Genomic DNA, 25,498 nt, shown 5'->3' with positions numbered 1-25,498 from the left:
CGCCGGCCGGGTCACGAAACGAGCGCCGCCGCGTACTCTCGCAACTGCCGCAGGCGCTCCTGCTCGGCTGTCAGATCGCGCAGACGGCTCTCGCGCTCGGCCGTGGTGCGCTGAGCCGCGTCCGACGCGGCGGTCAGCGCCTTGGCGTTGGACCGGGCCAGCTCGTCCGCCAGGGCGCTGTAGTGGTCACGGAGCTGACGCTGGATCCGGCGCAGGGTGTCCCGGGAGTCCTTGGTCATCACGAAGGTGACCTCGTCGCAGTAGCGACGGATCGCGTTCCGGGCCTGATTCTGCCGGTTCGTCCGTTGGCGCTTCTTCTCCTCGCGCAGGCCCTTGCGGCCCATCACCAAGCCGATCCCGATGCCGATCGGGCCGAGTGCGATGCCGGTCAGCGTTCCGAGCATGGTGAACATCAGCGCGCCGCCGTAGGCGCTCTTGAGTGCCACCATCGCCTGTTTCCGGCGATTCATCCTGACCAGATCGATCTTGTGCTCGACCTCGGCGGTGCCGGCCAGCGGCAGCGGGTCGGTGATCGCGACCTGGTGCAGGATCTGCCCCGCGGCCTCCTCGAAGTGGGTCGCCACGTCGTCGCTGAGACTGATCGCCCGGTCCCGAAGCATCATGTAGTTGGCCAGCAGTTCCTCGGAGACCCGGGCCTTCAGCCACCGTTCGGTCTCCTCCCAGGTGTCCGCCGGGTCGCCCTCCTCGACCTCCGCGTCGGCCTCCTCCACCAGCCGCCGGATCCGGCCGCGCAGGTCGTGGTCGATGTCGGCGTTGAGATCGGCGATCCCGTCGCCGAGGGTCTGCTGCCACTTCGCCGCGGCGGCCTTGAGCGCCTCCACGCGCTTCTTCACCCCGGTGAGGTCGTCCATCACCCTGGCCGCGGCAGCCGGGTCCGCGAGCGCGGCCCGTTCGGCCTCGAACTGGCTCTCGATCTGCTCGCAGATCCCGACGACCGACGCGCCCGCCTGGGCGGCGGCCCGGGCGGCCGCTCCGCCGGAGACTCGCTGGGCGACGAACTTCACCAGATCCGGAAACCCGGACTCGGCGTTGAGGTCCTTGTCACCGGCGGCGACGGCACGCAGGCGGAGATCGGACGAGACAGGGAGGATCGGCATCTCCCCGAGGCCGCGCAGATGTCCCGCGTCGAGGTCACGGATCTTGCGCCAGTACGGATAGAAGTCGGTCTTGGTGAGGACGCACACCGCCGTCGCGCACACCTCGCGGGCCTGGCGCAGGAACTCCAGCTCGCTGCGGGTGAGTTCCTGGGCAGCGTCGGTGACGAACAGCAGCGCGTCGGCCATGGACGCCGCGGTCAGGCTGGCGGCCGAGTGCACCGAGCCGAGGCCGCCGACACCCGGCGTGTCGACGAGGACGAGGCCACTGGAGAGAAGCTGGCGCGGCAGCCGGACCTCCACCCCTGTGACACCGTCCACCGCGCCTCCGGCGTCCTTCTCCAGGACGAACTCCCGCACCCGCTCGACGGGCACCGGCTCGCGCCGGGGCGGGACCTCGTCGAGAAGCACCTCGGCGGACGGCTCCTTGCCGTAGCGGACGTAGGTCGGCAGGGCGGTGGCGACGTCGTCGTTGACCGGGCAGACCTTGGTCCCGACCAGCGCGTTCACCAGCGAGCTCTTGCCCTGTTTGAATTCACCCACGACGACGATGTGCACCGCCGGGTCGGCCAGGGTGGCGCGGACGGCGGCGAGCCGACCGCCGAGGTCCGCGCGGTCGTACGCCTCGCAGGCGCGTTGCGCGAGATCGACGATCTCGGTCGCCCGTCGCAGCATGTCGCCGGCGTCCGGTGGTGCCGTGGTGGTGGTCAACGTCGTTCCTCCCGGTCACGAAGGGTACGGCGAACCGGAGCCGGCCGACCATGGGCCCGAGCGCGAGCGTGGCGTGGCAGGTCCACCGACCCGCCACGCCACGTTGTTCTCACCCGGCCCGCTGCCCGGTATCCGCCGGTTTCCCGGTCCGAGGATCAGGCCGCGGGGCTCGGGTCCGCGTCGGCGCCGTCGAGCGCGTCGCGGCCGTTCCCGGTGAAGTTGTCGGCCGATTCGCGGATGATGTTCGAGTCGTCGGCGCGGATCGAGTCGTCCGTGTTGAACGAGTCGTCCGTGTTGAACGAGTCATTCGTGGACTGGTCGTTGAACGAGTCGTCCGTGTTGAACGAGTCATTCGTCGACTGGTCGTTGAACGAGTCCTGCGTCGTGGACGCGTTGCCGCCGCCGGACACCGACGAGTCCTCCACGCGGGATCCGGTGACGCTGGTCTGGCTGCCCCCACCGAAGTTGAGGTTGATCGGGCCCACCGCTCCGCCGGCGCCCCCGCCGGCGTTGCCGCCGACACCGGCGCCGCCCGCGGCGCTGCCACCGACCGCGGTGCCGCCGTCGCCGCCGTCGCCACCGTCGCCACCGATACCCTGGCCGCGACCGTCGCCGCTGCCGCGGAGCCCGACGCCCACGCCGAGGCCGACTCCGGCGCCGACCGCGCCGTCGGCGCCGTTCCCCCCGTCGGCGGAGGCGTCGCCGCCGATGCCGCCGGCGCCTCCGGTGCCGTTGGCGGTGCCCCCGGCGCCACCACTGGTGTCGATGTCGAACTGAGCGGACTGGTTGTCGTCCCCGACGACGGCCTTGTCCACGTCGTCGCCGACGATGCCGAAGTTGTCTCCCAGGATCGCCTTGTCGACGTTGCCGCCCGCCTGCACGCCGGAGTTGATCCCGGTGTTGACCGCGCCGGAGATGTCGTCGCCCGCCGTCACCGCGTTGTCGCCGGTGTTGCCGACCACGTCGCCGTTGGTCGCGTTGCCGACGAACGCACCGTCCCCGGTCGCGCCGAGCACGTCGCCGTTGCCGGTGCCGACCACGGAGCCGTCGCCCGCGGTGACCTTGTCGCCGCCGACGACCTCCGCCGACGAGTTGTCGCCGGTGACGCCGATCGCGGTGCCACCCGCCGCCACCGAGCCGCCGGTCGCGGCGACCTGGTCCCCGTCGCCCTGCTGGGCCACGGCGCCGTCGCCGGTGGCCGCGTTGACGTCACCGTCGCCGGTGGTGCCGACGTTGCCGTCACCGGTCTGGTTGACGTTGGTGGAGTCGATGTCGATGTCGCCGAACACCGCGCCGTCCACGTCGACGTCGACCGAGTTGTCGATGTCGGTGGAGTTGTCGGTGAAGGTCTGCGTGTTCTCGATGAAGTTCTGGGTGGTGAAGGTCTGCGTGACCTGGCTGACCTGCTGCACGGTCTGCGGGGCCGGCGCCGAGGCGGCAGCGCCGGTCGCGGCGCCTCCGGCTCCGCCACCGCCGTTGAAGCCGCCACCGCTGCCACCACCGCTGAAGCCGCCACCGCTGCCGCCGCCGCTGGTGTAGCCGCCACCACCGCCGTAGCTGCCTGCGCTGTAGCCACCGCCCGCAGTGCTGTCGCCGCCGCCGTAGGCCGCCTCTTCGACGACCTGGTTGATGTCGACCGCAGTGAGCGACTCGGCGTCGATGTCGTTGGCGGCGAAGGCACCGGCCGGGTCGGCGAGGAACTTCGCGGTTTCCGCGTCGCTGCTGAACACCTTCTCGAACAACGCCCGAATGTTGTCGATGATCAGCGGGGTTACTTCAACGGCCATGACTTCTCCTGTATTCGGGCCCGCCCCGGTGGTCGGACATGAGCAAGCTTGCGGGTTGTCGCCCATGCCTCGCATCGGGGCTTTCCCCCTTCCGGCCGGAGGGGGGTTAGGGGGTGGTCCCGGCTAGGACTCCGTCGGCAGCCGACTACGCAGCGCAGCGATCATCTCAGCCCGGTTGGCGGCACCGAGTTTGGCACGGATCCTGGCCACGTGGTGTTCCACCGTCTTCGGGGACAGGTAGAGCTGCGACCCGATCTCACGGTGCGTACGACCCGCGAGCACCAGCCGTGCCACCTCCACCTCGCGGTCGGATAGACCACCCCGGCCCGCATCCGGGGGTGACTCGTCCGCGGATCCCTCCGGGCGGGACAGCTCCCGCGCCCGCTCCAGCAGCCTTCGCGCGGCCGACGGGTCGCTGGTTCGAATCGCGGCGTGCCCGAGCAACCGGGACGACTCCCACGGCAGGTCGACCGCGACGAGATCGGCGGCGTCCGCCAGCACGTCGTCCGGGCGTACGTCGCCGTGGAGCGCGGCGGCCCACCGGATGGCCGCACGGCACTGGGCCCGCTGCCGGGCGTCCGAGGGGTCGAGGCCGCCGAGGTGGTTCGCGGCGGCGGTCGCGCCCGCCTGGTCCTCGCCGACGACGGCGATCTGCAGCCGGATCCATCCGAGCGACACCGCCCAGGCGTCCGGCCGGCCGAGCCGCTCGACGACCGCCTCCAGGTCGTCGAGGATCGGCGTGATCCGCCGGTGGTGGCGCAGCCGGGCGGCGGCGACCAGAAGTTCCTCGATCATCTCCAGGTGGAACAGGTCCACCGCGCGCCGGGCGAGCACCGGCTCGGCGAGCGCCCACGCCGCACGAAGCTGGGCGATGTCGCCCCGGCGCCGGGCGATCCCGGCGGTGAGACAGGCGAATGCCAGACGTTCCCGGCCCGGCAGCGACGTGCCGGTCAGCCGGTCGAGCTCGGCGAGGGCGGTGTCGTACCGGCCGGCACGCAGCCGCACCCAGGCCAGCAGTGTGCGGTGCCGGTTGCGGGCGACGGGCCCACCGGCCCCGGCGTGCAGCGCCCGCTCCAGCAGGTGCTCGGCGGTCGCGGTGTCGCCGGCGGTCACCGCGACCAGCGCGCCGAGCGCGTGCGGCAGATCGGGAACCGTGACCGCCGGTGGGGCCTGTTCGAAGGCCTCGGCCGCCTCGATCAGCAGCGGCAGGGCCGCCGTGGGGCTGCCGATCGCCAGCGCCGCCTCGGCGAGGCGACGCAACGGCAGCGGGGCCTCGCCGGTCGCCGCGGACCGCGCCGGTTCCGGTTGACCGGTGGCCATCAGCGCCGGTACGGCCAGGACGGGGCCCGGCGGGCCGGTGCTCAGCAGCGCCTCGGCCGCCCGGCCGGCTCTGCCCTCGTAGGCCGCGGTGGCGCCGGCGACCATGGCGAGCCGGGCCGCGTCAGACTCCGACGCGGTCACGGCGTCCACGTCGACGGGCAGGCCGAGCAGGACGGTCGCCTCGGCGCGGGGGGCGGCGACCACGGCCGGGTCGGCACCGGCGTCGAGCGCCTCGTCGTACCAGGACAGGGCGCGGTCGGGCGCCACGAAGCGGAGCCGGTCGGCGGCCCGTCGGTAGACGTCGGCCGCCATAGGGGTACGCGCGCGGGCCGCGCGCAACTGCTCCGCGGCGCGGACCGGGTCGGCACGGGTGGCCAGCAGGGCCGCCGCCACGGTGTCGTGCAGCCGGCGGCGCTCCATCGCGGACAGGTCGGCGAGGAGCGCGCGGGCGACCGCCGGGATCATCCGTTCGCCGCCGGGCATCAGCAGTCCCTGGTCGCGCAGCGAGCGCGTCGCCGTCGCCGCAACCGCCGGATCCAGCCGCGCCGCCGCGCAGACGATGTCGTCGTCGAGCTCCAGTCCGAGCGCGAGAATTCCGGCCAGTTCCGCGGTGTCGCGGCCGGCCGCGGCGAGCCGGCGTTGCAGCCGCGCGACCAGCGCGGGCGGTGTGCCGTCCGGAGCCGCGGCCACCGCCGCGGCCACCGCGGCCAGGCCGGCCGAGGCGGCGTGGACGGCCGCCACGTGCTCCGGTGTCGCCGGCCTGCCGATCGCGGCGGTGACCAGCGCGGCCAGGGAGTCCGGGTCGAGCGGGCCGAGGTGATCGACCGGTCCCGCGGCGGCGACCGCGTCGTCCAGGTCGGCCAGCTCCGGGCCGTCGATCGTGGGGCGGCGGGCGATCGCCATCGGCAGCCCGGCGCGCGCGGCGGCCGCCAGCGTCCGCAGTGCCTCCGGGGGCAGCCGGTGGGCGTCGTCGACGATGACCATCGCGCCGTCGGTGCGGGCGCGGGCCAGGAGCGCGTCCAGGTCGTCGACCGTCGTGAAGACCACGCACGCGACCGGTCGGCCGGCGGCCGCGGCGATCTCTCTGAGCCGGTGGGTACGCCCCGCGCCGTCCACGCCCACCACGACAGTCACCCGTGCGTTCCCTTCACCCGTACCGACCTGGCAGTTTACGGCTGGTGGGGGTGACCGCACGGCCTGGTACGGCTCGCGTCAAGGGTGTACCGTCGGCCCGATTCCCGGCACCAAGACTCTCAGATGGTGGCGGGCGCGCGGCGTCACAGTGATGCACCACATGCGCCGGGCCGTCCGGCCAAGCGGCGGGAAGCCGCCGAGTACCTTGCTTCGAGAGGCTTGTTCCTGGGTGCCATCCGGGAGGCAGCGACGTGAGGATGTGGGGTCCGAGTTGGGCGGGTTGCGTGTGCTCGGGCGGCGGTCGTCCGCGGTGACCGGATGAGCCTGATCGACCGTACGCGGGGTGTGCTCGGCCGGGCCGTCGACGTGTACCGCGGAACGCCGTACGAGCGGCGGATCGCGGCCGTGCGCGACCGCCTCGACGAGCCGCTCCGGGTGGCCATCGCGGGCCGGATCAAGGCGGGGAAGTCGACGCTGCTCAACGCCCTGGTCGGTGACCGGCTGGCGCCCACCGACGCGGGGGAGTGCACGCGCATCGTCACCTGGTATCAGGACGGGCACACCTACCAGGTCATCGCCCAGCCTTATCAGGGTCCGCCGCGGCAGCTCCGGTTCGGTCGGGAGGACGGCGCCATCGAGATGGACCTGGGCGACCTCGGCGTGGACGACGTGGCGCAGTTGGAGGTCCGCTGGCCCTCGCAGGCGTTGCGGACCGTGACGTTGATCGACACTCCTGGTATCGGGTCGCTGTCCGAGCAGACCTCGCAGCGTGCCTGGAACCTGCTCGTGCCCGACGACGAGGAGACGCCCGCCGACGCCGTCATCTATCTGATGCGTCACCTGCACAGCAACGACGTCGAGTTCCTGCGAGCCTTCCACGACGTGGAGGTTTCCCGCCCCAATCCGGTCAACGCCATCGGTGTCCTGTCCCGGGCCGACGAGATCGCCGCCGGTCGGCTCGACGCGATGGCCTCGGCGCGCCGGGTCGCGGGCCGGCTGAGCACCGACGCGAGCGTCCGGCGGCTGGTGCAGTCCGTCGTTCCCGTGGCGGGCCTGCTCGCCGAGACCGCCGCGACCCTGACCGAGGTGGAGTTCGCCCGGTTGCGCCGGATCTCGGAGCTGCCGCCGGCGCAGGCCGAGCAGCTCCTGCTCTCCGTCGACCGGTTCGTCCAGACCATGCCGGAGCTGGGCATGACCTCGATCGAGCGGGAGGCGCTGCTGGCCCGGTTCGGCCTGTTCGGGCTCCGGCTGTCCGCCGCCCTGCTGCGGCACGGCACCAGCAGCACCGCCACGGAACTGGCCCGGGAACTGACCGAGCGCAGCGGACTCGCGCAACTGCGGGAGATCCTCGGCTCGCTGTTCTTCGAACGCCGGGATGTGCTCAAGTCCCGATCCGCACTGCTCGCCCTGGCCGAGATCACGCGCCTCTGTGCCCTGCCGGGCAGCGACCAGGTCGCCGCCATGGTGGAGGAGATCATCGCCTCGGCGCACCCGTTCAACGAGCTGAGGGTGCTTTCCAGCCTCCGCGCAGGATGGGTGACCGGCAAGCCCGACGTCGTCGCCGAACTCGAACAACTCATCGGCGGCACCGGCGCCGCGATCCACCAACGGCTGCGGCTGCCGCCGGACGCATCCGGCGCGGAGCTGGACGCGGCGGCGGACGCGGCGCTGGCCCGCTGGCAGCGCCGGGCCGAGAACCCCCTGACCACGGCGGAGATGGCGGTCGCCGCGCGGGTGGCCGTCCGATCCTGCGAGGGCATGATCGCCGACCGGCGGCGGTTGCGGTGAGTAACGGTTGAGTCGCGATCGAACCGGTTGACCCGCCGCGACGTGTCTCGTGCGACGACCTGAGCCCTGTCTTATGACCATAATCGGAGCACCCATCGATGTACGCGCTTGGTATTGACCTCGGAACCACCTTCACGGCGGCGGCGATCTGGCGGGACGGCCGGGCGGAGACCGTCTCGCTCGGCGACCGGAGCGCGGCCATCCCGTCGGTGGTGCTGCTCCGGCAGGACGAGACCTTCCTGACCGGAGACGCGGCGCATCGCCGGGGACTCTCCGAACCGCAACGGGTGGCACGCGAGTTCAAGCGGCGAATGGGCGACACCACCCCGATCCTGCTCGGCGGTGTGCCGCAGTCGGCCGAAGCGCTGATGTCGCGGTTGCTCCGGTGGGTGGTCGACGAGGTGGCCCGCCGGGAAGGCGGCCTTCCCACCGCGATCTGCGTCTCTCACCCCGCGAACTGGGGCCCGTACAAGATGGACCTCTTCCGCCAGGCCATCCGGATGGCCGACCTCGATCTGCCGGTGACCTACACGACCGAGCCCGAGGCGGCGGCGGTCAACTACACCCAGCAGCAACGCGTCGAGCAGGGCACCGTCGTGGCCGTGTACGACCTCGGCGGGGGCACGTTCGATGCCGCGGTGCTGCGCAAGACCGCGACCGGGTTCGAGGTCATGGGGCAGCCGGAAGGCATCGAGCGGCTCGGCGGCACCGACTTCGACGCCGCGGTCTTCCACCATGTCCGTACCGCTCTCGACGGCAAGCTCGAGGAGCTCGACGAGGACGACCCCGCGGTGATCAACGCCGTGGCCCGGCTGCGGGACGAATGCGTGCAGGCCAAGGAGGCGCTGTCGTCGGACACCGACACGACCATCCCGGTCCTGCTGCCCGACGTGTCCACGGAGATCCGGCTCACCCGGGCCGAGTTCGAGGCGATGGTCCGGCCGGCGCTGCACGGATCCGTCGAGGCGCTCCAGCGGGCGTTGCGGTCCGCCGACTGCACGCCGGAGCAGGTGCACTCGGTGCTGCTGGTGGGTGGCTCGTCCCGGATGCCGATCGTCGCCCAGTTGGTCGGCTCGGAGCTGGGACGGCCGGTGGTGGCCGACGCCCATCCCAAGCATTCGGTCGCGCTCGGCGCGGCCTGGCTGGCCGGGGGAACGCTGGCAAAGCCCGCGAGCGCCGCCGGCGTGGCGTCCCTCGCGGTCTCGCCGCCCCAGCAGGCGACGCCCGCGACTCCGCCTGTCGTGGCGACGCCCGCGACTCCGCCCGTTGGGGCGGCAACCGCGACTCCGCCTGTCGTAGCGTCCGCGACTCCGCCCGCCGGGGTGGCGCCCGCGACTCCGCCCGTTGGGGCGGCAGCCGCGACTCCGCCTGTCGTAGCGTCCGCGACTCCGCCCGCCGGGGTGGCGCCCGCGACCGCGCCCGCCGTGCCGGCGGCATCTGCGGGCGCGCCGGTACGGGTGTCGTTTCACGGGGAGCCCGTGATTCCGAATCCGGCACCACCGGTCAACCCGGCCCCTCTTCCGACGACGACCGTGGTCGGCAACGCGGGCGTCCCGGCGCCTTCCGCCGGCCCGGTCGGCCGACCCGCCCGGACGACGACCTACACATCGACCACTGCCGTGCCGGCCGCCGACTCCACGGCGGCGGCGTCGAAGCCGCCGGCCAAGCGGGGCCGGGTCGCTCTGGTGGCGGTGGGCGTGGCGCTGGTCGTGCTGCTCGGCGGTGGCGCCGCGACCTGGGCACTGATGAGCGGCAAACGCGCCGAGGCGGGCAGCGACAAGCGCGCCGAGGCGGGCAGCGACAAGCGCGCCGTGGCGGCCAGCGACAAGCCCGCGGTCCCGGCCGACGAACAGTGCACGAACGAGATCAAGCGCAACCTGCGCTGGGTCTGCCTCACCTCGGCGAAGGTCGCCGACGGCAAGTTCACCGTCGCATACGACGCGGGTTTCAACGGGACCCCGCCTGCCATCAAAGGCGGATTCCACCTGCACCTCTACGGCAGCGACGGTACGAACCCCCCGGACAAGATCATGGGCGAGCAGGCCGCCGACGACCAGCAGGGATTCTGGTACGTCGAGGACCAGCAGCCCTCGGTGCTCTCGACGAGGGACCAGCGCTTCGTCAGGGCCATCGGCGACTCGCCGAAGGTGTGCGCCCGGATCGCGGAATACCACCACGGCCTCGTAACCGACAGCCGAGGCACCTACAAGACCGGCAACTGCGTACCGATCAAGTGGTCGTGAATCTCCTCAAGCCGGGCGTCCCGCCCTCGGCGGAACGATCGGTCCACCGGTCAGAGAGTTGCGATTGACGCTGGCGCTCGTTCCCGCCGCATGACGAGCAAGGCCACCGGCCCGCGCTCGGCTGCCTCACCACCGGGCACATCGGACTGCCTGCAATGGAGGCGGGCGTGGCCGCCGGGCAGGACCGTCGGGTGTGGCAGCTCGCGTGGACGCGCACCACCAACATCACCGAAGCCACCCGATGCGCCCCCCCGCCACCTCGTCAACGCTATGACCAGGATCAATCCCATCGTGCTGCATAAGGACGGGTCTCGGTTCCATAGACCGGGAAGGACACGATCCGATACCAACTCACGATGTGTCCCTCGTTAGTGGTTACTGTCGCGCCAGCGGTGACCAGCCGTCGCCGCGTTTGTCCGTACCCATAGGACGAGGTGAGCACGATGCGTGCATCAGGGATGCAGGCGAGGAGGCTCCGGACGGTCATCGCCGCCGGTGCCATTGCGGCGCTGACGATCGGCGCGGCCGGCTGCGCGGAAAGCGACCGCGACGGCGGTGGCAAGGGCAAGGCCGCTACCGGCGGCACCTTCATCTTCGCGGGTGCCGGTGATCCGAAGAACTTCGACCCGATCTTCAACGATGACGGAGAGTCGTTCCGGCCGATCCGGCAGATGTACGACACCCTCATCACCCATAAGACCGGCACCGCGGAGCTGGAGGGTGGCCTGGCGGAGAGCTGGTCCAACGACCCGACCGGCAAGATCTGGACGTTCAAGCTGCGCCAGGGTGTCAAGTTCCACGATGGCACCGCGCTGGACGCCGCGGCGGTCTGCGCGAACTTCGACCGCTGGTACAACATGAAGGGCGAGGCCGCCCAGTCCCAGATGATCTACTACACCGACATCTTCGGTGGGTTCGCCGGCAGTCCGGACGCCGTCTACGACAACTGCAAGGCGCCGGACGCCTCCACCGCCGTCGTGACGATGAAGAAGTACAAGGGTGCCTTCCCGGGGGCATTCACGCTCACCGCGTTCTCCATCGCCAGCCCGACCGCGATGAAGAAGTACGGCGCCGACACGGTCACGCAGAACGGCGACTCCTTCTCGTACAGCGCGTTCGCGAACGAGCACCCGACCGGCACCGGGGCTTTCACGTTCGGCGGCTGGAACAAGGCCACAGGCGAGATCACGCTGAACAAGAACCCCGACTACTGGGGTGACAAGGCCAAGGTCGACAAGACGATCATCAAGATCATCAAGGACGAGAACACCCGGAAGCAGGAGCTGCGCGCCGGTACGGTGCAGGCGATCGACTTCCCGGCCCCGGCCGACCGCAAGGCGCTGGCGGGTGAGGGCTACAAGGTGCTCGACCGGCCCGCCTTCAACATCCTCTACCTGGGCATCAACCAGAAGAACCCGAAGCTGAAAGACCTGCGGGTCCGCCAGGCGATCGCGTACGCGCTCAACCGCGCCCAGTTGGTGCAGACCAAGGGTCCGGGCGGCTCGGCGGTGGCCGACGAGTTCCTGCCGAACTCGGTGCTCGGTTACGCCCCGGACGTGCAGAAGTACGAGTACAACGTGGACAGGGCCAAGCAACTGCTGGCCGAGGCCGGTGCGACCGGGCTGACGCTCAACTTCTACTACCCGACCGAGGTGTCCCGGCCGTACATGCCGAACCCGCAGGAGATCTTCACCGTGCTGGCGAACGACCTGCAGGCCGCCGGCATCAAGGTCAACGGTGTCCCGCGGCCGTGGAACGGCGGCTTCAAGGACGACGTGCAGCAGTTCGGCAAGCAGGACCTGCACATTCTCGGGTGGACCGGCGACTACAACGACCCGGGCAACTTCGTCGGCACGTTCTTCGGCCGGGCCAAGACCGAGTTCGGCGACGCGTCGATGACCGAGATGTTCACCGCCATCGGCAAGGCCGACGCGACCGTCGACCCGGCGGCCAAGAAGGCCGCGTTCGAGCAGGTCAATCGCGACCTCGCCGCCAAGTGGCTGCCGGCCGTCCCGATCTGGCACGCCCCGCCGGCCCTGGTCACCACGAAGAACGTCGAGGGTCTGGTGCCGAGTCCTCTCACCGCCGAGAAGTTCAACACCGTCTCGCTCACCAAGTAGTCCGCAGTACCAGGCACCGCCGCGGCCCGGACCGGGACGATCTTTCGGCTCCGGGCCGTCCGGCGAGAATCCGAGAAGGATGCGTCACTCTTCATGGTGAGAGTCATCTTGCGCCGCCTGATCCAGCTCGTCGTCACCCTGATCGCCCTGATGACCCTGGTCTTCTTCTGGCTGCGCAGACTTCCCGGCGGACCCGTCGACGCGTTGCTGGGCGAACGTGCGACCCCGCAGACCCGCGAGTTGCTGACCCGGGCCCTCGGCTATGACCAGCCGATCTGGGTCCAGTACGGCCGCTTCCTCAAGAATGTGGTGACCGGCGACTTCGGCAACTCCATCCGCACCGGCGAGCCGGTCATGGACGTGATCAGCCGGTCCTTTCCGGCGACCATCGAGCTCGCCATCGCGGCGATCATCATCGCGATCGGGCTGGGCATCCCGCTGGGATATCTCGCGGCCCGGCACCGCGGACGGCTGCTCGACAACGCGACCATCATCGTCACCCTGATCGGCATCTCGATCCCGATCTTCTTCCTGGGCTACCTGCTCAAGGACTGGCTGACTCAGGACATCCACTTCTTCCCGCCGTCCGGCCGGATCACCACCGGCCTGAACAACACCGACGTGACCGGCTTCTTCGTGCTGGACGGGCTGCTGACCCGCGAGCTGGACGCATCCGCCGACGCCCTCTGGCATCTGGTGCTGCCCGCCTTCACCCTGGCGACGATCCCGCTGGCGATCATCATCCGGATCACCCGGGCGAGCGTGCTGGACGTCCTGGACGAGGACTACATCCGCACCGCGGACGCCAAGGGTCTGCGCAACGCCACCATCCGCAAGCGGCACGTGCTGCGCAACGCGCTGCTGCCGGTGGTCACCACCATCGGCCTGCAGACCGGTGCGCTGCTGGCCGGCGCGGTGCTGACCGAGAAGGTCTACAACTGGGGCGGCCTGGGCACGCTGATCACCGACTCGATCAGCGGCAGTCGCGACTATCCGGTGCTCCAGGCGCTCATCCTGCTCGCCGCCGTCGTCTACATCGTGGTCAACCTGCTGGTCGACCTTTCGTACGCGATCATCGACCCGAGGGTGCGTGTGCAGTGAGCGGAACCGGCGGAATCTCGACGCTCGCCGACCACAAGCGCCGCCGCATCGACGAACTGACCGCGCGGACGTCCGAAGCGGGCGGGGTCAGCCTGATCCGCGACGCCGGCCGACGGCTGCTGCGCAACCCCACCGCGATCGTGGGCGCGGCCATCATCCTGCTGTTCCTCGTCATCGCGATCTTCGCGCCGCTGGTGGCGCCGCACGACCCGGTGCAGCGGTTCCCGGAGCTGACCAAGGACCTGACCGTCGACTCGATCCCGGGCGCCACCGCCGGGCATCCGCTCGGCAGCGACCCGCTGGGCCGCGACTTCGCGTCCCGGATGGTGTACGGCGCCCGGCAGACCCTCTTCGTCGGCGTCCTGGCCACGCTCATCGGCCTGCTGCTCGGCGTGCTGCTCGGCGCGATCGCCGGCGCCGTCGGCGGCTGGGTGGACGTGCTGATCATGCGGATCACCGACGTCATGCTGGCCCTGCCCAGCCTGCTGCTGGCGATCACGCTGGTCGCCCTGGCCAGCAGGTCCACGCAGTGGACGGTGATCATCGCGGTCGCGGTGGTGAACGTGCCCATCTTCGCCCGGCTGCTGCGCGGATCGATGCTGGCGCAACGGGAGAGCGACCATGTGCTCGCGGCCCGCGCGCTGGGTGTGAAGCAGCGGAACATCGTGCTGCGGCACATGCTGCCGAACTCGCTCACCGCGGTCATCGTGCAGGCCACCCTGACCTTCGCGGTGGCGATCCTGGACGCGGCCGCGCTGTCCTTCCTGGGCCTCGGCGACCCGGACATCAACCGGGCCGAGTGGGGCCTGATGCTCGGTGTGGACGGCGTCCGGTACTTCGAGGTCCGTCCGGAGCTGGCCTACTTCCCGGCGTGCGCGATCATTCTCGTGGCCCTCGGCTTCACCTTGCTCGGCGAGAGCATGCGCGAGGCGCTCGACCCGAAGAACCGGCGGTGATCTGTCATGCCTCTGCTCGACGTTCGCGATCTGTCGGTCATCTTCCAGCGCAAGGGCGCCAAGCCCTTCACAGCGGTGGACGGCGTCAGCTTCTGCGTGGAACCCGGCCAGACGATCGGGCTGGTCGGCGAGTCCGGCTGCGGCAAGTCGGTGACCAGCCTGGCGATCATGGGTCTGCTGCCGCGCCGCGGCAACAAGGTCACCGGTGAGGTCCGTTTCGCCGACACCGACCTGCTCAAGCTGCGCCCACAGGAGCTGCGGGACCGGCGCGGCCGGGACATCGGCATGATCTTCCAGGACCCGCTGTCCTCGCTGAACCCGGTGATCCCGCTCGGCCTGCAGGTGGCCGAGGTGCTCGAACGCCACCAGGGCCGGACCCGGCGGGCGGCGCTGAGGGAGGCCCGGGGACTGCTCGACGCGGTCGGCATCCCGGACCCGACGCGGCGGCTCAAGGAGTTCCCGCACCAGCTCTCCGGCGGCATGCGGCAGCGGGCGCTGATCGCCGTCGCCCTGGCCTGCAGGCCGCGCCTGCTGATCGCCGACGAGCCGACCACGGCGCTGGACGTGACCATCCAGGCGCAGATCCTCACGCTGCTCAAGGACCTGGTCGACCAGTCCGGTACGGCGCTGGTGATGATCACCCACGACCTCGGTGTGGTGGCCGGGCTCTGCGACACCGTCAACGTCCTGTACGCCGGCAAGGTGGTCGAGCGGGCCGGACGCCATGACTTGTTCGCGGAGCCGCGGCACCCGTACACCCATGGGTTGTTGCAGTCCGTGCCCCGGCTGGACGTCGACCGCGGTGGGCGGCTGCACCAGATCCGCGGCTCGGTCAGCGACAACATCCCCTGGCCGGAGGGCTGCGCCTTCGCGCCGCGCTGTGACCGGGTGATCGACGACTGCATCGGCGAGACGGTGCCGCTCGAGCCCACCCTCCGCGGCGGCGCGCTGCGGTGCAAGAACCCCGTTCCGCAGGAGGTGCCGGTGTGAGCGACGCAATGAACCGTTTTCCACCTGGCGACGGGCCTGAAGCCGCCGGGCCGTTGACCGCCGCCGGCGCAGCGGGCCCTGCCCACGTCGAAGAGAGTTCACTTGTCGAGATCGACGACCTCAAGGTCCACTTCCCGATCAAAAGCGGACTGCTCTTCGACCGTACGGTCGGCCATGTCTATGCCGTCGACGGGGTGTCGCTGAGGATCAAGCGGGGCGAGACCTACGGCCTGGTCGGCGAGTCCGGGTGCGGCAAGTCGACGCTGGGCCGCGGCCTGCTGCGGCTGGTCGAGCCGACCAGCGGCGGGATCACCTTCGACGGTACGGACGTCCGCTCGCTCAAGGGAGAGCAGATGCGGCTGTTCCGCCGGCGCATCCAGATGGTGTTCCAGGACCCGATGTCGAGCCTGGACCCGCGGCAGTCGGTGGAATCCCTGCTCGTCGAGGGCCTCAAGGCGCATGGCCTGCACAAGGACAAGGCTGAGGTGCAGAAGCGGCTGAAGTCCACGCTGGACTCGGTCGGCCTGCCGGCATCGGCGCTCCACAAGTATCCGCACGAATTCTCCGGCGGGCAGCGGCAGCGGATCGGCATCGCCCGGGCCCTGGTGCTCGGGCCCGAGCTGATCGTGGCCGACGAGCCGGTGTCCGCGCTGGACGTATCGATCCAGGCGCAGGTGGTCAACCTCCTCGGCGACCTGCAGGATTCACTCGGGCTGACCTACCTGGTGATCGCGCACGACCTTGCGGTCGTCCGGCACATCTCCGACACCATCGGCGTGATGTACCTGGGCTCGCTGGTCGAGGAGGCGGACGGCGACCAACTGTACGAGCGTCCGCTGCACCCGTACACCCGGGCTCTGCTCTCGGCCGTGCCCATCCCCGACCCGCAGGTGGAGGACCGGCGGGAGCGGATCCTGCTGGCCGGCGACCTGCCGTCGCCGGCCGATCCGCCGAGCGGATGCCGGTTCCGCACGCGCTGTCCCTGGTCGCGGAGCCGCTGCACGGAGGAACGGCCGGAGCTGCGGGTGTTCGACAACTCGGGGCAGCGGGTGGCCTGCCACTTCGCCGAGGAGATCCTCAGCGGTGAGCTGACGATGCACGAGGTGCGTGCGGAGCTCGTCCGTCCGGATGCGGACAGGGCACCCGACGTGGGCGCCGAACTGATCCAAACCCGGACGGACCTGCCCGCGCCGTAGCCGACTCCCGTCGTTGCGCGGCGGGACAGAAGTCGACCCCGGACGGGGGACCAGAAACTTCACCCGGGCTCGGCGCCATGCCCGTCGGGACATCGGTCCCGGTGACTCTTCACTAGGCTGCGAACGTTGCATGCGGTCACGATCGACGTGCGGGGGACGACGATGGGTGTGCTGTTCGACTACTTCCGGGCGCCCGGCGTGGACGAGGTGCGCAGTCACATGAACGAGAACGACGCCTTCTCGCCTGTGCCGGAAACCTTCGACGGGATCGAGCTGAAGACCATCGACCCGGGCGTGATCCTGGGGCGGCTGCTCGGTTTCGCGACCGGTCGGGACTGGAGTACGGACCTGGTCGGCGATCGCCTGATCTGGCCGGAAGGCGGCGAGCAGGACACCGCGCACGAGGGTCCATGGGTGACCATCCTCGGCGACCGGGCGCGGGACGTCCTTGCCGACATGCCGGCCGAGCGGCTGCCGGAGCTGGCCGAGCGGTGGGCAACCGTCGAGGAGTTCGACGGATATGGCGATCCGGAGTTCCTGCGGGAGGTGCTGGCCGACTTCGCTGCCCTGGCCGGACGGGCCCGGCAGCACGGCGAATCCCTCTACTGTTGGATGAGCCTCTAGGGATCGTGCATCGATGGCATTGCTGAGCTCTGCCAATATGTCCGGATCCTTCACGTCAGTCCGGGCTTCGGCCCGCAACCGGCCGGGGAGCGACGAGGCGGAGGCGGGAGTTCACGTACGCATAGCGGCCTGACGCGTCGAGCCGGTCGGCGGTGTCGTACCCCGCGTCTAGCGTGCAGCGCATGAACCGCACCGATCGCCTCTACGCCATGGTCGAGGAGCTGCGGGCCGTGGCTCCTCGCCCGCGTAGCGCCCGCTGGCTCGCCCTGCGCTTCGAGGTCTGCGCCCGCACGATCGCCCGCGACATCGGCGCTCTGCAGCAGGCCGGGGTGCCGATCTACGCCGAGCCGGGCCGCACCGGCGGCTACATCCTGGACAAGGCGACGACGCTGCCGCCGGTCAACCTCACCCCCGGCGAGGCGGTGGCGATGGCCGTCGCGCTGCACGGCCTGGCCGGCACCCCGTTCCATTCGGCGGCACGCTCGGCGCTGCGCAAGCTCGTCGCCGTGATGCCCGAGAGCGCCGCCGCCGTCGCCCGCGAGGCGGTCCAGCGTGTGCATCTGGTCGGCGACGGCCCGACGGCGCCCGTCCCGGCCGTCGTCGCCGACGTGCTGCTCGCGCCGCGGGTGCTGCTCATCGAGTACGCCGACCGCACCGGCGCCCTCACCGCCCGCCGGATCGAGCCACTCGGCTACGTCGGCAGCCGCGCCCACTGGTACCTGGTCGGTTGGTGCCGGCTTCGCCGCGCCGTACGGGCGTTTCGCACCGACCGGATCGCGTCGGCGTGCGCGACCGACGAGGCGATACCGGCCCGCACGCTGACCGCCGCCGACGTCGCCATCCCGCACCGGCAGGTGAGCCAGCTCACCCTCGACTAAGAGAAACACGGACAGGACGGTGTCGCGGTCGGCACGCAGGCTTCTCGTCACGGAGGCCGACGCAGAGGGGTCGGCCGGAGACGACAGGAGGCCCGTACATGTCCGAGGTAACCCACGGCATCGGCTGGTTCGAGATCGGTACCGACGACCCGGCCGCGGCCGAGCGCTTCTACGGCGAGCTGTTCGGCTGGAGCTTTACCGACGACGCGAGCGGCATGCCGTACCGGGTCGTCACCACGCCGGAGGGTTCCGTCGACGGCGGTGTCTTCCCCACCGGCGGCCACACGCCCAACTACGCCGTCTTCTGCGTGGTGGTGGCCGACGTCGAGCAGGCGTGTCAGCGGGCGGAGGCGGCGGGCGGCTCGGTTCTGGTGCCGCCGCAGAAGGTCGACAGCGGGCTGGTCTTCGCGCACCTGCGCGACCCGGGTGGCAACCACTTCGGCATCTACAGCCAGCCGCCGGGCCAGGCCGGCTGATCCGCCGGCGCGGCTCGCCGCCGGCGGCGCGGGGTCGGGCACCCCGGTCGGAGGCGAGCCGCCCCGATCACCGGCGTGGACCCTCCCGGCATCACCCCGACGATCCGCCGGCTCACCCGCGCGAAGGGTAGGCAGGTCGCGCCGGCCCGCTCACGCTCCATGGATGGGCCGGCAACCTCCGGATGACCTTGCTGGCGACCCCTTTTTCGGGACTGCGCGGGTGGGACTCGCCTGGAAGGATGAGCCCGCGATAGGAGAAGAATCTTCAAGGAGTGGCTGTGCCCGACGGAGACGACGTCATCACCCCAGCGGCGGGGCCCGGCGCCCCGGCATTCGTGCCCTCACCGCGTGTGCCGGATCCGGCGGAGGTGATCGCCGATGCGCCGCTCCCCGCTCCCGTGCCTTCTGCCGAGCAGCCGGACCTGCCCGCCGAGCCGCGGCGCCGCGGCAAGCGCCGGTGGGCCGGCGGGGTGCTCGCCCTGGCCGCCGCGCTCGCCGTCGGAGGCGGGGCCGCCTACGTCGCCCAGCGCGAGCCGCGCGACGAACGGGCCGAATTCGTCGCCGGGTCCGCCGAGCCCCTCCCGGCCTCCCCGGAAGGGTCGTTGAGTGCCATCCTGCAACTCCAGGCGCAGGCGCTGTTTACCGACGACGAGATCTCCTGGCTGGCGGTGGTCGATCCCGACCGCCCCGAGCTGCGCACCCGCTACCGCACCATGTTCCGGTCGCTGCGTGCGCTGGGAGTGAGCTTCTTCGATCCCCTCGTCGACGCCGAATCCGTGTCCGAGGAGGGCGAGGACACGTTCACGGCGGACGTGCAGATCAAGTACTGCCTGGCCGGCGACGATTGCGTGTTCGATGCCTCCCTCACCTGGGACAGCCTGCCGGAGGTGTTCCAGGAACTCACCTTCGTCTGGCGCGACGACCAGGTGCTGATCACGTCGGTGGCGTCGAAGAAGAGCGACGAGGCTCCGCTGCCCGCGCCCTGGGAGCAGAGCGAGTTGTTCGTCGCCCGCGGCAAACGGCTCACGCTGGTCGCCGGGCCCGGCGAGCGGAAACACCTCAAGCGACTGCTGCCCATCGCGGAACGGGCGGCAACCGTCACCGACCGGTTCGCCGGGCTGGTGGGGAACCTGCAGCGGCACTACCGGATCTACCTGGCCGACCCCCAGCAGTGGAAGACCTGGTACGGCGGCGATGACGACTCGGCGATGGTCGGGTACACGCAGACGCTCGCCCGCCCGATGACCGACGTGGTGCTGAACATGGCCGAGCTGAAGGACGACCCCGAGCTCCTCGCCCTGACGATCCAGCACGAACTCGGCCACGTGGCGACCCTCGGCGGGCTGGATCCGAGCGAGTCCGGCCGCAGCGGCATGTGGCTCGAGGAGGGCATCGCCGAGTACATCGGCTGGTATCCGCAGCGGGCCACCGCAAGCTGGAGCCGCGAGCCCGTGCGCGATGCGGTGCACGGCAGCGAGCCCCCGAATTCCATCGCGCTTTACGCACTCGCCGACGACGCCGACGGCGAGGAGGCCGACGCCTTCTACGGCCTCGGTCACTTCGCCGCTAGCTGCCTCGCCGACGAGTACGGCGAGCGGGCACTCTTCACCTTCGTCCGGCTGTACCTGCGCGAGGACAGCGACCTCGACCGGGCGTCCGAGCAGGCCTTCGGCAAGTCCTTCAAGACCGTCGACAAGGCTTGTGTCGCCTGGATCCGCGACAAGGCCTGACGCTGCGCCTGCCCCGAGGGCGCCGCCGACCACCGGGGTGTCATGGCTCGCTGCCTGCCGACATACACGTTGGGCGGCAAGTCGGCGCGGCCTACTCGCTATATCCCGTCTCCGGGTCGACTTGTGCGAGCCGTTCGCCGCCGTCGACTACCCAGTGCACACGGTAGGCCGGCTCCAGCGGGATGCGTCAGCAGTGGCGGTAGGTGAGGTGATACGTGCTGGCGACTTCGCTGTCGGTGGAATCCATGGTGATGTGGCTGGTGGGTGCGTCGGCCCGGTCCGCCCTCACGCGTAGCTCGGTATCGATGTCGACCTTGCGTCCCTGACCGCACGAGCTGAACACAAGGCCACCGCTGGCAGAGTCGGTGACCTGCCACATGTCGTCCAGTCCACTGGCGAAGGAGTGCACGGTATACGTCGGCGCACCGGAACCCTGGAAGTGGTAACGCGCGGAAAGGCTGGCCGAGGCACCCGCTTCGAGGTGGGCGAATCCGCGGTAATCCACGGCGGTGATGGCGTACTGCATGGTGGCCGGAACGTTGAGCCGCACGGTGAGGCTGCAGGTGCGGCGTTGATCCTGGTTCCTGGCGCCGGTGCCGGCCTGAGCGAGATAGGAGCTGTACATCACGGTGAATGCCTCTTTGTCGGGCGACAGCGCGACCGCGACCGTGTCTGCCCGGCAGCCGGTGCCATTCACCGTCAGCTTCTCGATGGTGACCTGATCATCGGATGGACCGGCAGCCGACATCCGTGCCGGCGTCATCATCGAGGCGGAAAGAAGTAGTGCGGCGATCACTCGCATTCCCAGCATGCAAACCTCCATGACTTCACACAGGGTCATCTGGACATCTGGTCGTGACGGCTGGCCACGCCGGCACTCTACGGAATCCGCCCGGATTGTGCGCGAGGCGTACCCCGGAACATTTGTCCCTATGCTCGGCCGGGTTGCCGGACGCGCCTGCGGATCCCGCCACGCGGATGGGCGACCGGGCAGCACGCCGCTACCTGAGCGTCCTCCGTGTCGGACAGCGCACCGACTGAGCCGCCAGCCTCACCTCATCCGGGCTGCTCACCCAACAGCTCGGAGAGGGTGACCGGCTCCAGGCCGCGTCGCTGGAGTCCCGCCAGGATGAGCGGCAGCGCCTCGTCGGTGTACTGGGCGTTCGCTTCCGTGACATGCATGATCACGATCGAGCCGGGCCGCACGGTCGACAACACCGCCTGCACCACCGGAGCCGCGCTTCGGGCGAACGGATCACCGCTGACCACATCGCCGTCGACCACGGTCACCCCGAGCGGCGCCAGGGCCCGAAGCGCCGCCTTGTCGTGGCAGAGGCCCGGGAATCGGAAGTACCGGGTCTGCCGCCCGCCGAACGGTTCCAGCACCCGAAAGGTCCTGGCGACGTCGCCGGTCATCCGGCCGGCCGGCAACCGGGGCAATCCGTAGCAGTCGGCGGTGAACGCCGCGTGCTCGTAGCTGTGGTTGGCCAGTTCGAATCGCGGATTGGCGGCAAGCCTGCGGGTCACCTGCGGATACTGCTCGGCCCACTGGCCGGTGACGAAGAAGGTCGCGGGTATCTTGCGCTTCTCGAGCAGGTCCAGCATCGACAGATTCGCGTACGAGGACACCTCGCCGCGCCGCAGCCGAACGATCATGGCGTCGGTCATGTCGGCGTCAAAGGTCAACGCCACCCGCTTTCCTCTGCGCGGGCCGTGGTTCACCACCGGTGGCAACGCCCCACTGCGGCGCGGTGCCGGCGTGCCGGTCGGGCCATGCGCCGACTCGAGCGGCGGGGGAGCGGACGATGCCGGGACGGCCGGCGTGCTCGTCGCCGGGGCGTCGGGCACCGCCTCCGTGGCGCCGCACCCCGCCAACGCCAGCACCGCGCAGCACGCGAGCATCCGCCCATAGATCGACATGCGGGCGATGATTGCACCGGCGCGCCACGTGTCCAAGGGCCTACGGGGTGGCAGATCTGTGCGACGAGATCGCCTTGCGGGTGGTTCGGTCCGTGAGTTGGGTCTCTGGCGCACGGAGTGCTATTGATCTTGTGACCTTTGTCCCTCCGTGCCGGTGCTGCCGCATCGGCACGGCTAACCTGCATCGATGTCCGAGCCAGCGTGGAGCAGCCGGCACGGCTCGCATGCCGTCTACCCGGGAACTTTCGACCCCTTCACGGCCGGGCACATGGATGTCGTCGACCGGGCGAGACACCTGTTCGACCGGGTCACTGTGCTCGTAGCGGTGAACAGCGAGAAGCAACCAACTGCGACGCAGGAACAGCGGGTGGCGGCCCTTCGCAGCCGGCTTTCAGAGGACTGGAGCAATGTGGCGGTGACGGCATGGGCGGGCCTGACCGCGGCGTTCTGTCATGAGCACCGGTCCAGCGTGATCGTCCGCGGCATCCGGAACCCCACCGATCTTCGACACGAGTATCAGCTGGCAGCGATGAATGAAGAACTGGGTATCACGACGCTTCTGGTGCCGGCGCGCACTGGATTGGCGACGGTGTCCTCCACAGCGGTGCGCGCCCTTCGTGCCTGAGCGGGCTCTCATCCGCGCCGCCGGCAGATGGGCGCACCTGAGCGTGCATGTTGACCTCAATCAAGGTTCAGCTTGAACACTGGTCGCGATGTTGTCTCACGTGAGGGGCGCTACACATGCGTGCGATCCAAGTGGCTACGTTCGGCGGTCCGGAAGTGCTGTCACTCGCGGAGGTCCCGGATCCGGTGCCCGGACCAGGGCAAGTTGTCGTCGGTATGGCAGCAGCGGACGTCATTTTCCTGGACACCCTGCTGCGCGGCGGCTGGGGACAGGACTTCTTCCCGCGCACGTTGCCATACGTGCCCGGTGGTGGGGGAGCGGGCACGGTGGTGCAGACCGGCGACGGGGTCGACCCGACATGGGTCGGCCGGCAGGTGGTCGTACGGACCAGCACCGGCTACGCCGAACGAGTCCTCGCGGACGTCGAGGAGATCACGGCCGTGCCGGACGGGTTAGCCATCGAGGCGGCCGCGGCGCTGGTGCACGACGGTGTGACCGCCCTCAACCTGGACCGGCTGGGCACGCCGCAGAGAGGCGAATGGGTGCTGGTCGCAGCGGCTGCCGGCGGAGCCGGATCACTGCTGGTGCAGCTAGCCGCCGACGCCGGAGCGCAAGTGGTGGCCGCCGCGTCCAGCACCGCCAAACTGGCCCTGGCCCGCGAGCTGGGTGCGGAGGTCGCCGTTGACTACACGCGGCCGGACTGGATAGACCGGGTACGTGAGACGACCGGTGGCGGCGCCGCGCTGGTCTACGACGGGGCGGGTGGCCGCCTGGGTACGGTCGCCTTCGACGCGGTGGCCGACGGCGGCCGTTTCGTCACCTACGGCACCGCTGACGGCTTCGCCGCCCCCGACCGCGAGGAGGCCGCGCGCCGCGGCGTACGGGTGCTCACTCCGCTCCTGGACGGCCGGCCGGACCAGCAGACCGTGCGCGAACTGTTGGGCCTGGCACTGGAACGGGCCGCGCAGGGACGCCTACGCCCGGCGATCGGCGCGACCCTCCCACTGGACCAGGCCGCTGACGCTCACCGAGCACTAGCCGCGCGGGCGACGGTCGGCAAGTCACTGTTGCTGGTCGGCGGCCAACCGGCCCGTTGACCTCGCAGTCGAGGCGAGGGCACAAGCCGGTCCGGAACGTCCGGCTTAGCGGCTCTCTCCTGTCGAAGACTGCGGAGCCTGAGCAGGTCTCACGGGCCTGACCTGCGGCCGACCATCCCAGACTCCCACGCCGCCTGCCCACGCATCGGACGCCGTTGTGGGGGCGCTGGGGAACGGCGCTGCGGTGGGGGCGCCCGGGGTGGTGGGCCAGGTTGCGGGAGCGCCGAGCTGTGATGAATAGGGCGCTCCGGCGATGACGTCCGGCGTGACGGCGCCCTGCAGGATCTGCTCCTGGAAGTTGGTGACCCGGCGGATGAGGAAGATGGCGCTGATCGCTGCGCCGATGGCGACGGCGGCTGTTATCACGGTGATGGCGATCGTGACGGGGTCGTCGGGATCGTCGAACGGCATCACGCTCGTTACCCGGTCGAGGATCAGGAACGCCGTCCACAGCGTCGCCCACAGGGCGAACCACGTACGCCGCGGGCCGCCGGCCGGCCAGCCTCGGCCTTCCATCAGGCGGCGCTCGGACTCGCGGTCGATCTCGTTGACGACGAGGAGCGGAATGACCAGGTTGGCCAGGGGCACGAACCAGCCGCCGATGGACCAGCCCGGGGCCCATCGCAGGGTGGGGACGCCGAACTCGTCGAGATTCTTGCGGGCACGGTGCAGCCAGGAGATGAACGCGATCCCCGCGAAGAGCATGGAGCAGACCGTGAGGGCTACGGCCAGCAGGGCGAGCCCCGTCAGCAGGGCCTCGGCCCGGTCAAGGTCTTCGTTGGTCTCGATCGCGGTGGCGGCGACTTCCAGGGCGTACCAGAGGATGCCGGCGCTGGCCAGCGTCGCCACCATGACGGTCACCAGCCCGCAGATCGCGACGATCGATCGGACGCGAAGCGACCTGGCGGTGCTGTAGGACACGAACGTCGGCGACGGCTGACTGTAGGGCGCGTACTGGGTCATGACTCTCTTTCGTTTCGCTGCCCACCAGGCATCGGCGGGCGCTGAAGGATAGCGGCTGGCCGGGCCGGGCCGCTGCCCCATCCGCTGCCCCATGCCGCGGCCACCGGTCCGCACCGGCTTCGGAGCGGCGTCACCGGGACGCCGATCCGGACGCCTTCGGTCAGCCGGTCGGCAGGTGCCGCATACGTCCTCCCGGTCGGCTTTCGCGACCCTGCCCTGGTGGCGGGTCGTACATCCGCTGTCGGAACTTGTCGGGGTGGTGGTCACGGTGGCCCTCATCGTCCACATCGGTCGGCGCCGGCTGCCGGTCGCGTGGCACCGACCGGCGCCCGCTCTCGCGGCTCGACCGTTCGTGTTCTGGCCGGCGGCCGTGCTGTCCGGCGTGACACTGGCCGTGGGCTCGGCCAGGCTTGCGGGCAACGACATCGGCATCTGGGTCGTTGGTGCCCGTCGGCTGGGCGCGGCGGTCCTCGGGCTGCTGCTCGCCGCCGCCATCACCCGTGCGGCCCGCACAGGCGACGGCGCCCGGACCGCATCGCCACGGTAACGCTGGACCTTTGGGTGCCTAGGTATGCCTAGGTGGTCCGCGCACCCTGCTAAACCCACCTGACCAGCGAAGATAGGTAAGCGCTTCCGATGTGGCGGCTCGCTCGTCGACCGAGGATTGATCCATCAACGGTTGACAAGGAGACAAGCCATGTTGTTGCACCCGGACCTGACGCTG

19 protein-coding genes and 1 pseudogene are annotated in these 25,498 nt (G+C 70.5%); 14 read left to right on the top strand and 6 right to left on the bottom strand.

The genetic code is table 11. The annotated features are described in order from the left end of the window. Positions 1-11 precede the first annotated feature (11 nt). The 3 genes from EDD30_RS06220 to EDD30_RS06210 form a co-directional block, all read right to left on the bottom strand. Entirely contained in the window at positions 12-1,826 is a 1,815-nt protein-coding gene (locus tag EDD30_RS06220; RefSeq protein ID WP_071802875.1) for a dynamin family protein, read from the bottom strand. Between the two features lie 155 nt (positions 1,827-1,981). After that, the gene (locus EDD30_RS06215; RefSeq protein WP_071802874.1) at positions 1,982-3,613 is read right to left on the bottom strand and encodes a hypothetical protein; all 1,632 of its coding nucleotides are present in this window, start codon (positions 3,611-3,613) and stop codon (positions 1,982-1,984) included. 123 nt (positions 3,614-3,736) lie between these two features. Further along, complete coding sequence (locus EDD30_RS06210) at positions 3,737-6,067, bottom strand: helix-turn-helix transcriptional regulator (protein ID WP_071802873.1); 2,331 nt, start codon at positions 6,065-6,067, stop codon at positions 3,737-3,739. Positions 6,068-6,385: 318 nt separating this feature from the next. Between EDD30_RS06210 and EDD30_RS06205 the strand changes: the two are divergent. From EDD30_RS06205 to EDD30_RS06155, 11 genes and pseudogenes are all read left to right on the top strand, one after another. Next, positions 6,386-7,859 (top strand): annotated as a pseudogene (locus EDD30_RS06205) (dynamin family protein). Positions 7,860-7,953: 94 nt separating this feature from the next. Then, complete coding sequence (locus tag EDD30_RS06200; RefSeq protein ID WP_123678111.1) at positions 7,954-10,098, top strand: Hsp70 family protein; 2,145 nt, start codon at positions 7,954-7,956, stop codon at positions 10,096-10,098. A 443-nt stretch (positions 10,099-10,541) separates the two neighbouring features. Continuing rightward, positions 10,542-12,218, top strand: coding sequence for an ABC transporter substrate-binding protein (locus EDD30_RS06195; RefSeq protein ID WP_244945143.1), 1,677 nt, complete (start codon positions 10,542-10,544; stop codon positions 12,216-12,218). A gap of 93 nt (positions 12,219-12,311) precedes the next feature. After that, on the top strand, positions 12,312-13,319 hold the full coding sequence (locus tag EDD30_RS06190) for an ABC transporter permease (protein WP_071802870.1): 1,008 nt from the start codon (positions 12,312-12,314) through the stop codon (positions 13,317-13,319). Positions 13,320-13,333: 14 nt separating this feature from the next. After that, a complete protein-coding gene (locus tag EDD30_RS06185) occupies positions 13,334-14,275 on the top strand; it encodes an ABC transporter permease (RefSeq protein WP_071802988.1) in 942 nt (313 codons plus the stop codon). Positions 14,276-14,281: 6 nt separating this feature from the next. Continuing rightward, entirely contained in the window at positions 14,282-15,265 is a 984-nt protein-coding gene (locus tag EDD30_RS06180) for an ABC transporter ATP-binding protein (RefSeq protein WP_071802869.1), read from the top strand. Beyond that, on the top strand, positions 15,262-16,461 hold the full coding sequence (locus EDD30_RS06175) for an ABC transporter ATP-binding protein (protein ID WP_244945141.1): 1,200 nt from the start codon (positions 15,262-15,264) through the stop codon (positions 16,459-16,461). The genes EDD30_RS06180 and EDD30_RS06175 overlap by 4 nt, the downstream gene beginning before the upstream one ends. A gap of 126 nt (positions 16,462-16,587) precedes the next feature. Then, positions 16,588-17,085 carry a hypothetical protein gene (locus tag EDD30_RS06170; protein ID WP_244945140.1) on the top strand — a complete coding sequence of 166 codons (498 nt, stop codon included), beginning with the start codon at positions 16,588-16,590 and terminating at the stop codon, positions 17,083-17,085. 182 nt (positions 17,086-17,267) lie between these two features. Continuing rightward, positions 17,268-17,963, top strand: a complete 696-nt coding sequence (locus tag EDD30_RS06165; RefSeq protein WP_071802866.1) for a helix-turn-helix transcriptional regulator — start codon at positions 17,268-17,270, stop codon at positions 17,961-17,963. Between the two features lie 98 nt (positions 17,964-18,061). Then, positions 18,062-18,439 carry a VOC family protein gene (locus EDD30_RS06160; RefSeq protein WP_071802865.1) on the top strand — a complete coding sequence of 126 codons (378 nt, stop codon included), beginning with the start codon at positions 18,062-18,064 and terminating at the stop codon, positions 18,437-18,439. Between the two features lie 278 nt (positions 18,440-18,717). Next, a complete protein-coding gene (locus EDD30_RS06155) occupies positions 18,718-20,169 on the top strand; it encodes a gluzincin family metallopeptidase (RefSeq protein WP_071802864.1) in 1,452 nt (483 codons plus the stop codon). A 187-nt stretch (positions 20,170-20,356) separates the two neighbouring features. On the opposite strand, the gene EDD30_RS06150 is transcribed toward EDD30_RS06155, so the two are convergent. Together EDD30_RS06150 and EDD30_RS06145 are read right to left on the bottom strand one after the other, a co-directional pair. Next, on the bottom strand, positions 20,357-20,980 hold the full coding sequence (locus tag EDD30_RS06150) for a DUF4360 domain-containing protein (RefSeq protein WP_071802863.1): 624 nt from the start codon (positions 20,978-20,980) through the stop codon (positions 20,357-20,359). Between the two features lie 245 nt (positions 20,981-21,225). After that, positions 21,226-22,089, bottom strand: a complete 864-nt coding sequence (locus tag EDD30_RS06145) for a polysaccharide deacetylase family protein (protein ID WP_071802862.1) — start codon at positions 22,087-22,089, stop codon at positions 21,226-21,228. Positions 22,090-22,276: 187 nt separating this feature from the next. Here EDD30_RS06145 and coaD point away from each other — a divergent pair, with 187 nt between their 5' ends. Next, positions 22,277-22,714: a pantetheine-phosphate adenylyltransferase gene (gene coaD, locus EDD30_RS06140; RefSeq protein ID WP_071802861.1), complete on the top strand. Its 438-nt coding sequence runs from the start codon at positions 22,277-22,279 to the stop codon at positions 22,712-22,714. A 116-nt stretch (positions 22,715-22,830) separates the two neighbouring features. Further along, positions 22,831-23,811 carry a zinc-binding dehydrogenase gene (locus EDD30_RS06135; protein ID WP_071802860.1) on the top strand — a complete coding sequence of 327 codons (981 nt, stop codon included), beginning with the start codon at positions 22,831-22,833 and terminating at the stop codon, positions 23,809-23,811. A gap of 45 nt (positions 23,812-23,856) precedes the next feature. Here EDD30_RS06135 and EDD30_RS38835 read toward each other — a convergent pair whose 3' ends face one another. Next, positions 23,857-24,774: a DUF4328 domain-containing protein gene (locus EDD30_RS38835; protein WP_071802859.1), complete on the bottom strand. Its 918-nt coding sequence runs from the start codon at positions 24,772-24,774 to the stop codon at positions 23,857-23,859. Between the two features lie 268 nt (positions 24,775-25,042). On the opposite strand from EDD30_RS38835, the gene EDD30_RS38830 reads away from it, so the two are divergent. Then, on the top strand, positions 25,043-25,321 hold the full coding sequence (locus EDD30_RS38830; protein ID WP_170047069.1) for a hypothetical protein: 279 nt from the start codon (positions 25,043-25,045) through the stop codon (positions 25,319-25,321). Positions 25,322-25,498 lie beyond the last annotated feature (177 nt).

The organism is Couchioplanes caeruleus, from assembly GCF_003751945.1.
GTDB lineage: Bacteria > Actinomycetota > Actinomycetes > Mycobacteriales > Micromonosporaceae > Actinoplanes > Actinoplanes caeruleus.
Note: the sequence above shows the minus strand (reverse complement) of the source record. Positions and strands in the feature narration are given on the sequence as shown.

Excerpts from the sequence above, each read along its gene's own strand:
- EDD30_RS06160 (WP_071802865.1), top strand. The coding sequence starts at position 18,062 with ATGTCCGAGGTAACCCACGGCATCGGCTGGTTCGAGATCGGTACCGAC.
- EDD30_RS06215 (WP_071802874.1), bottom strand. The coding sequence starts at position 3,613 with ATGGCCGTTGAAGTAACCCCGCTGATCATCGACAACATTCGGGCGTTG.
- EDD30_RS06190 (WP_071802870.1), top strand. The coding sequence starts at position 12,312 with ATGGTGAGAGTCATCTTGCGCCGCCTGATCCAGCTCGTCGTCACCCTG.
- EDD30_RS06135 (WP_071802860.1), top strand. The coding sequence starts at position 22,831 with ATGCGTGCGATCCAAGTGGCTACGTTCGGCGGTCCGGAAGTGCTGTCA.
- EDD30_RS06200 (WP_123678111.1), top strand. The coding sequence starts at position 7,954 with ATGTACGCGCTTGGTATTGACCTCGGAACCACCTTCACGGCGGCGGCG.
- EDD30_RS38835 (WP_071802859.1), bottom strand. The coding sequence starts at position 24,774 with ATGACCCAGTACGCGCCCTACAGTCAGCCGTCGCCGACGTTCGTGTCC.
- coaD (WP_071802861.1), top strand. The coding sequence starts at position 22,277 with ATGTCCGAGCCAGCGTGGAGCAGCCGGCACGGCTCGCATGCCGTCTAC.
- EDD30_RS06195 (WP_244945143.1), top strand. The coding sequence starts at position 10,542 with ATGCGTGCATCAGGGATGCAGGCGAGGAGGCTCCGGACGGTCATCGCC.
- EDD30_RS06165 (WP_071802866.1), top strand. The coding sequence starts at position 17,268 with ATGAACCGCACCGATCGCCTCTACGCCATGGTCGAGGAGCTGCGGGCC.
- EDD30_RS06180 (WP_071802869.1), top strand. The coding sequence starts at position 14,282 with ATGCCTCTGCTCGACGTTCGCGATCTGTCGGTCATCTTCCAGCGCAAG.
- EDD30_RS06150 (WP_071802863.1), bottom strand. The coding sequence starts at position 20,980 with ATGCTGGGAATGCGAGTGATCGCCGCACTACTTCTTTCCGCCTCGATG.
- EDD30_RS06145 (WP_071802862.1), bottom strand. The coding sequence starts at position 22,089 with ATGTCGATCTATGGGCGGATGCTCGCGTGCTGCGCGGTGCTGGCGTTG.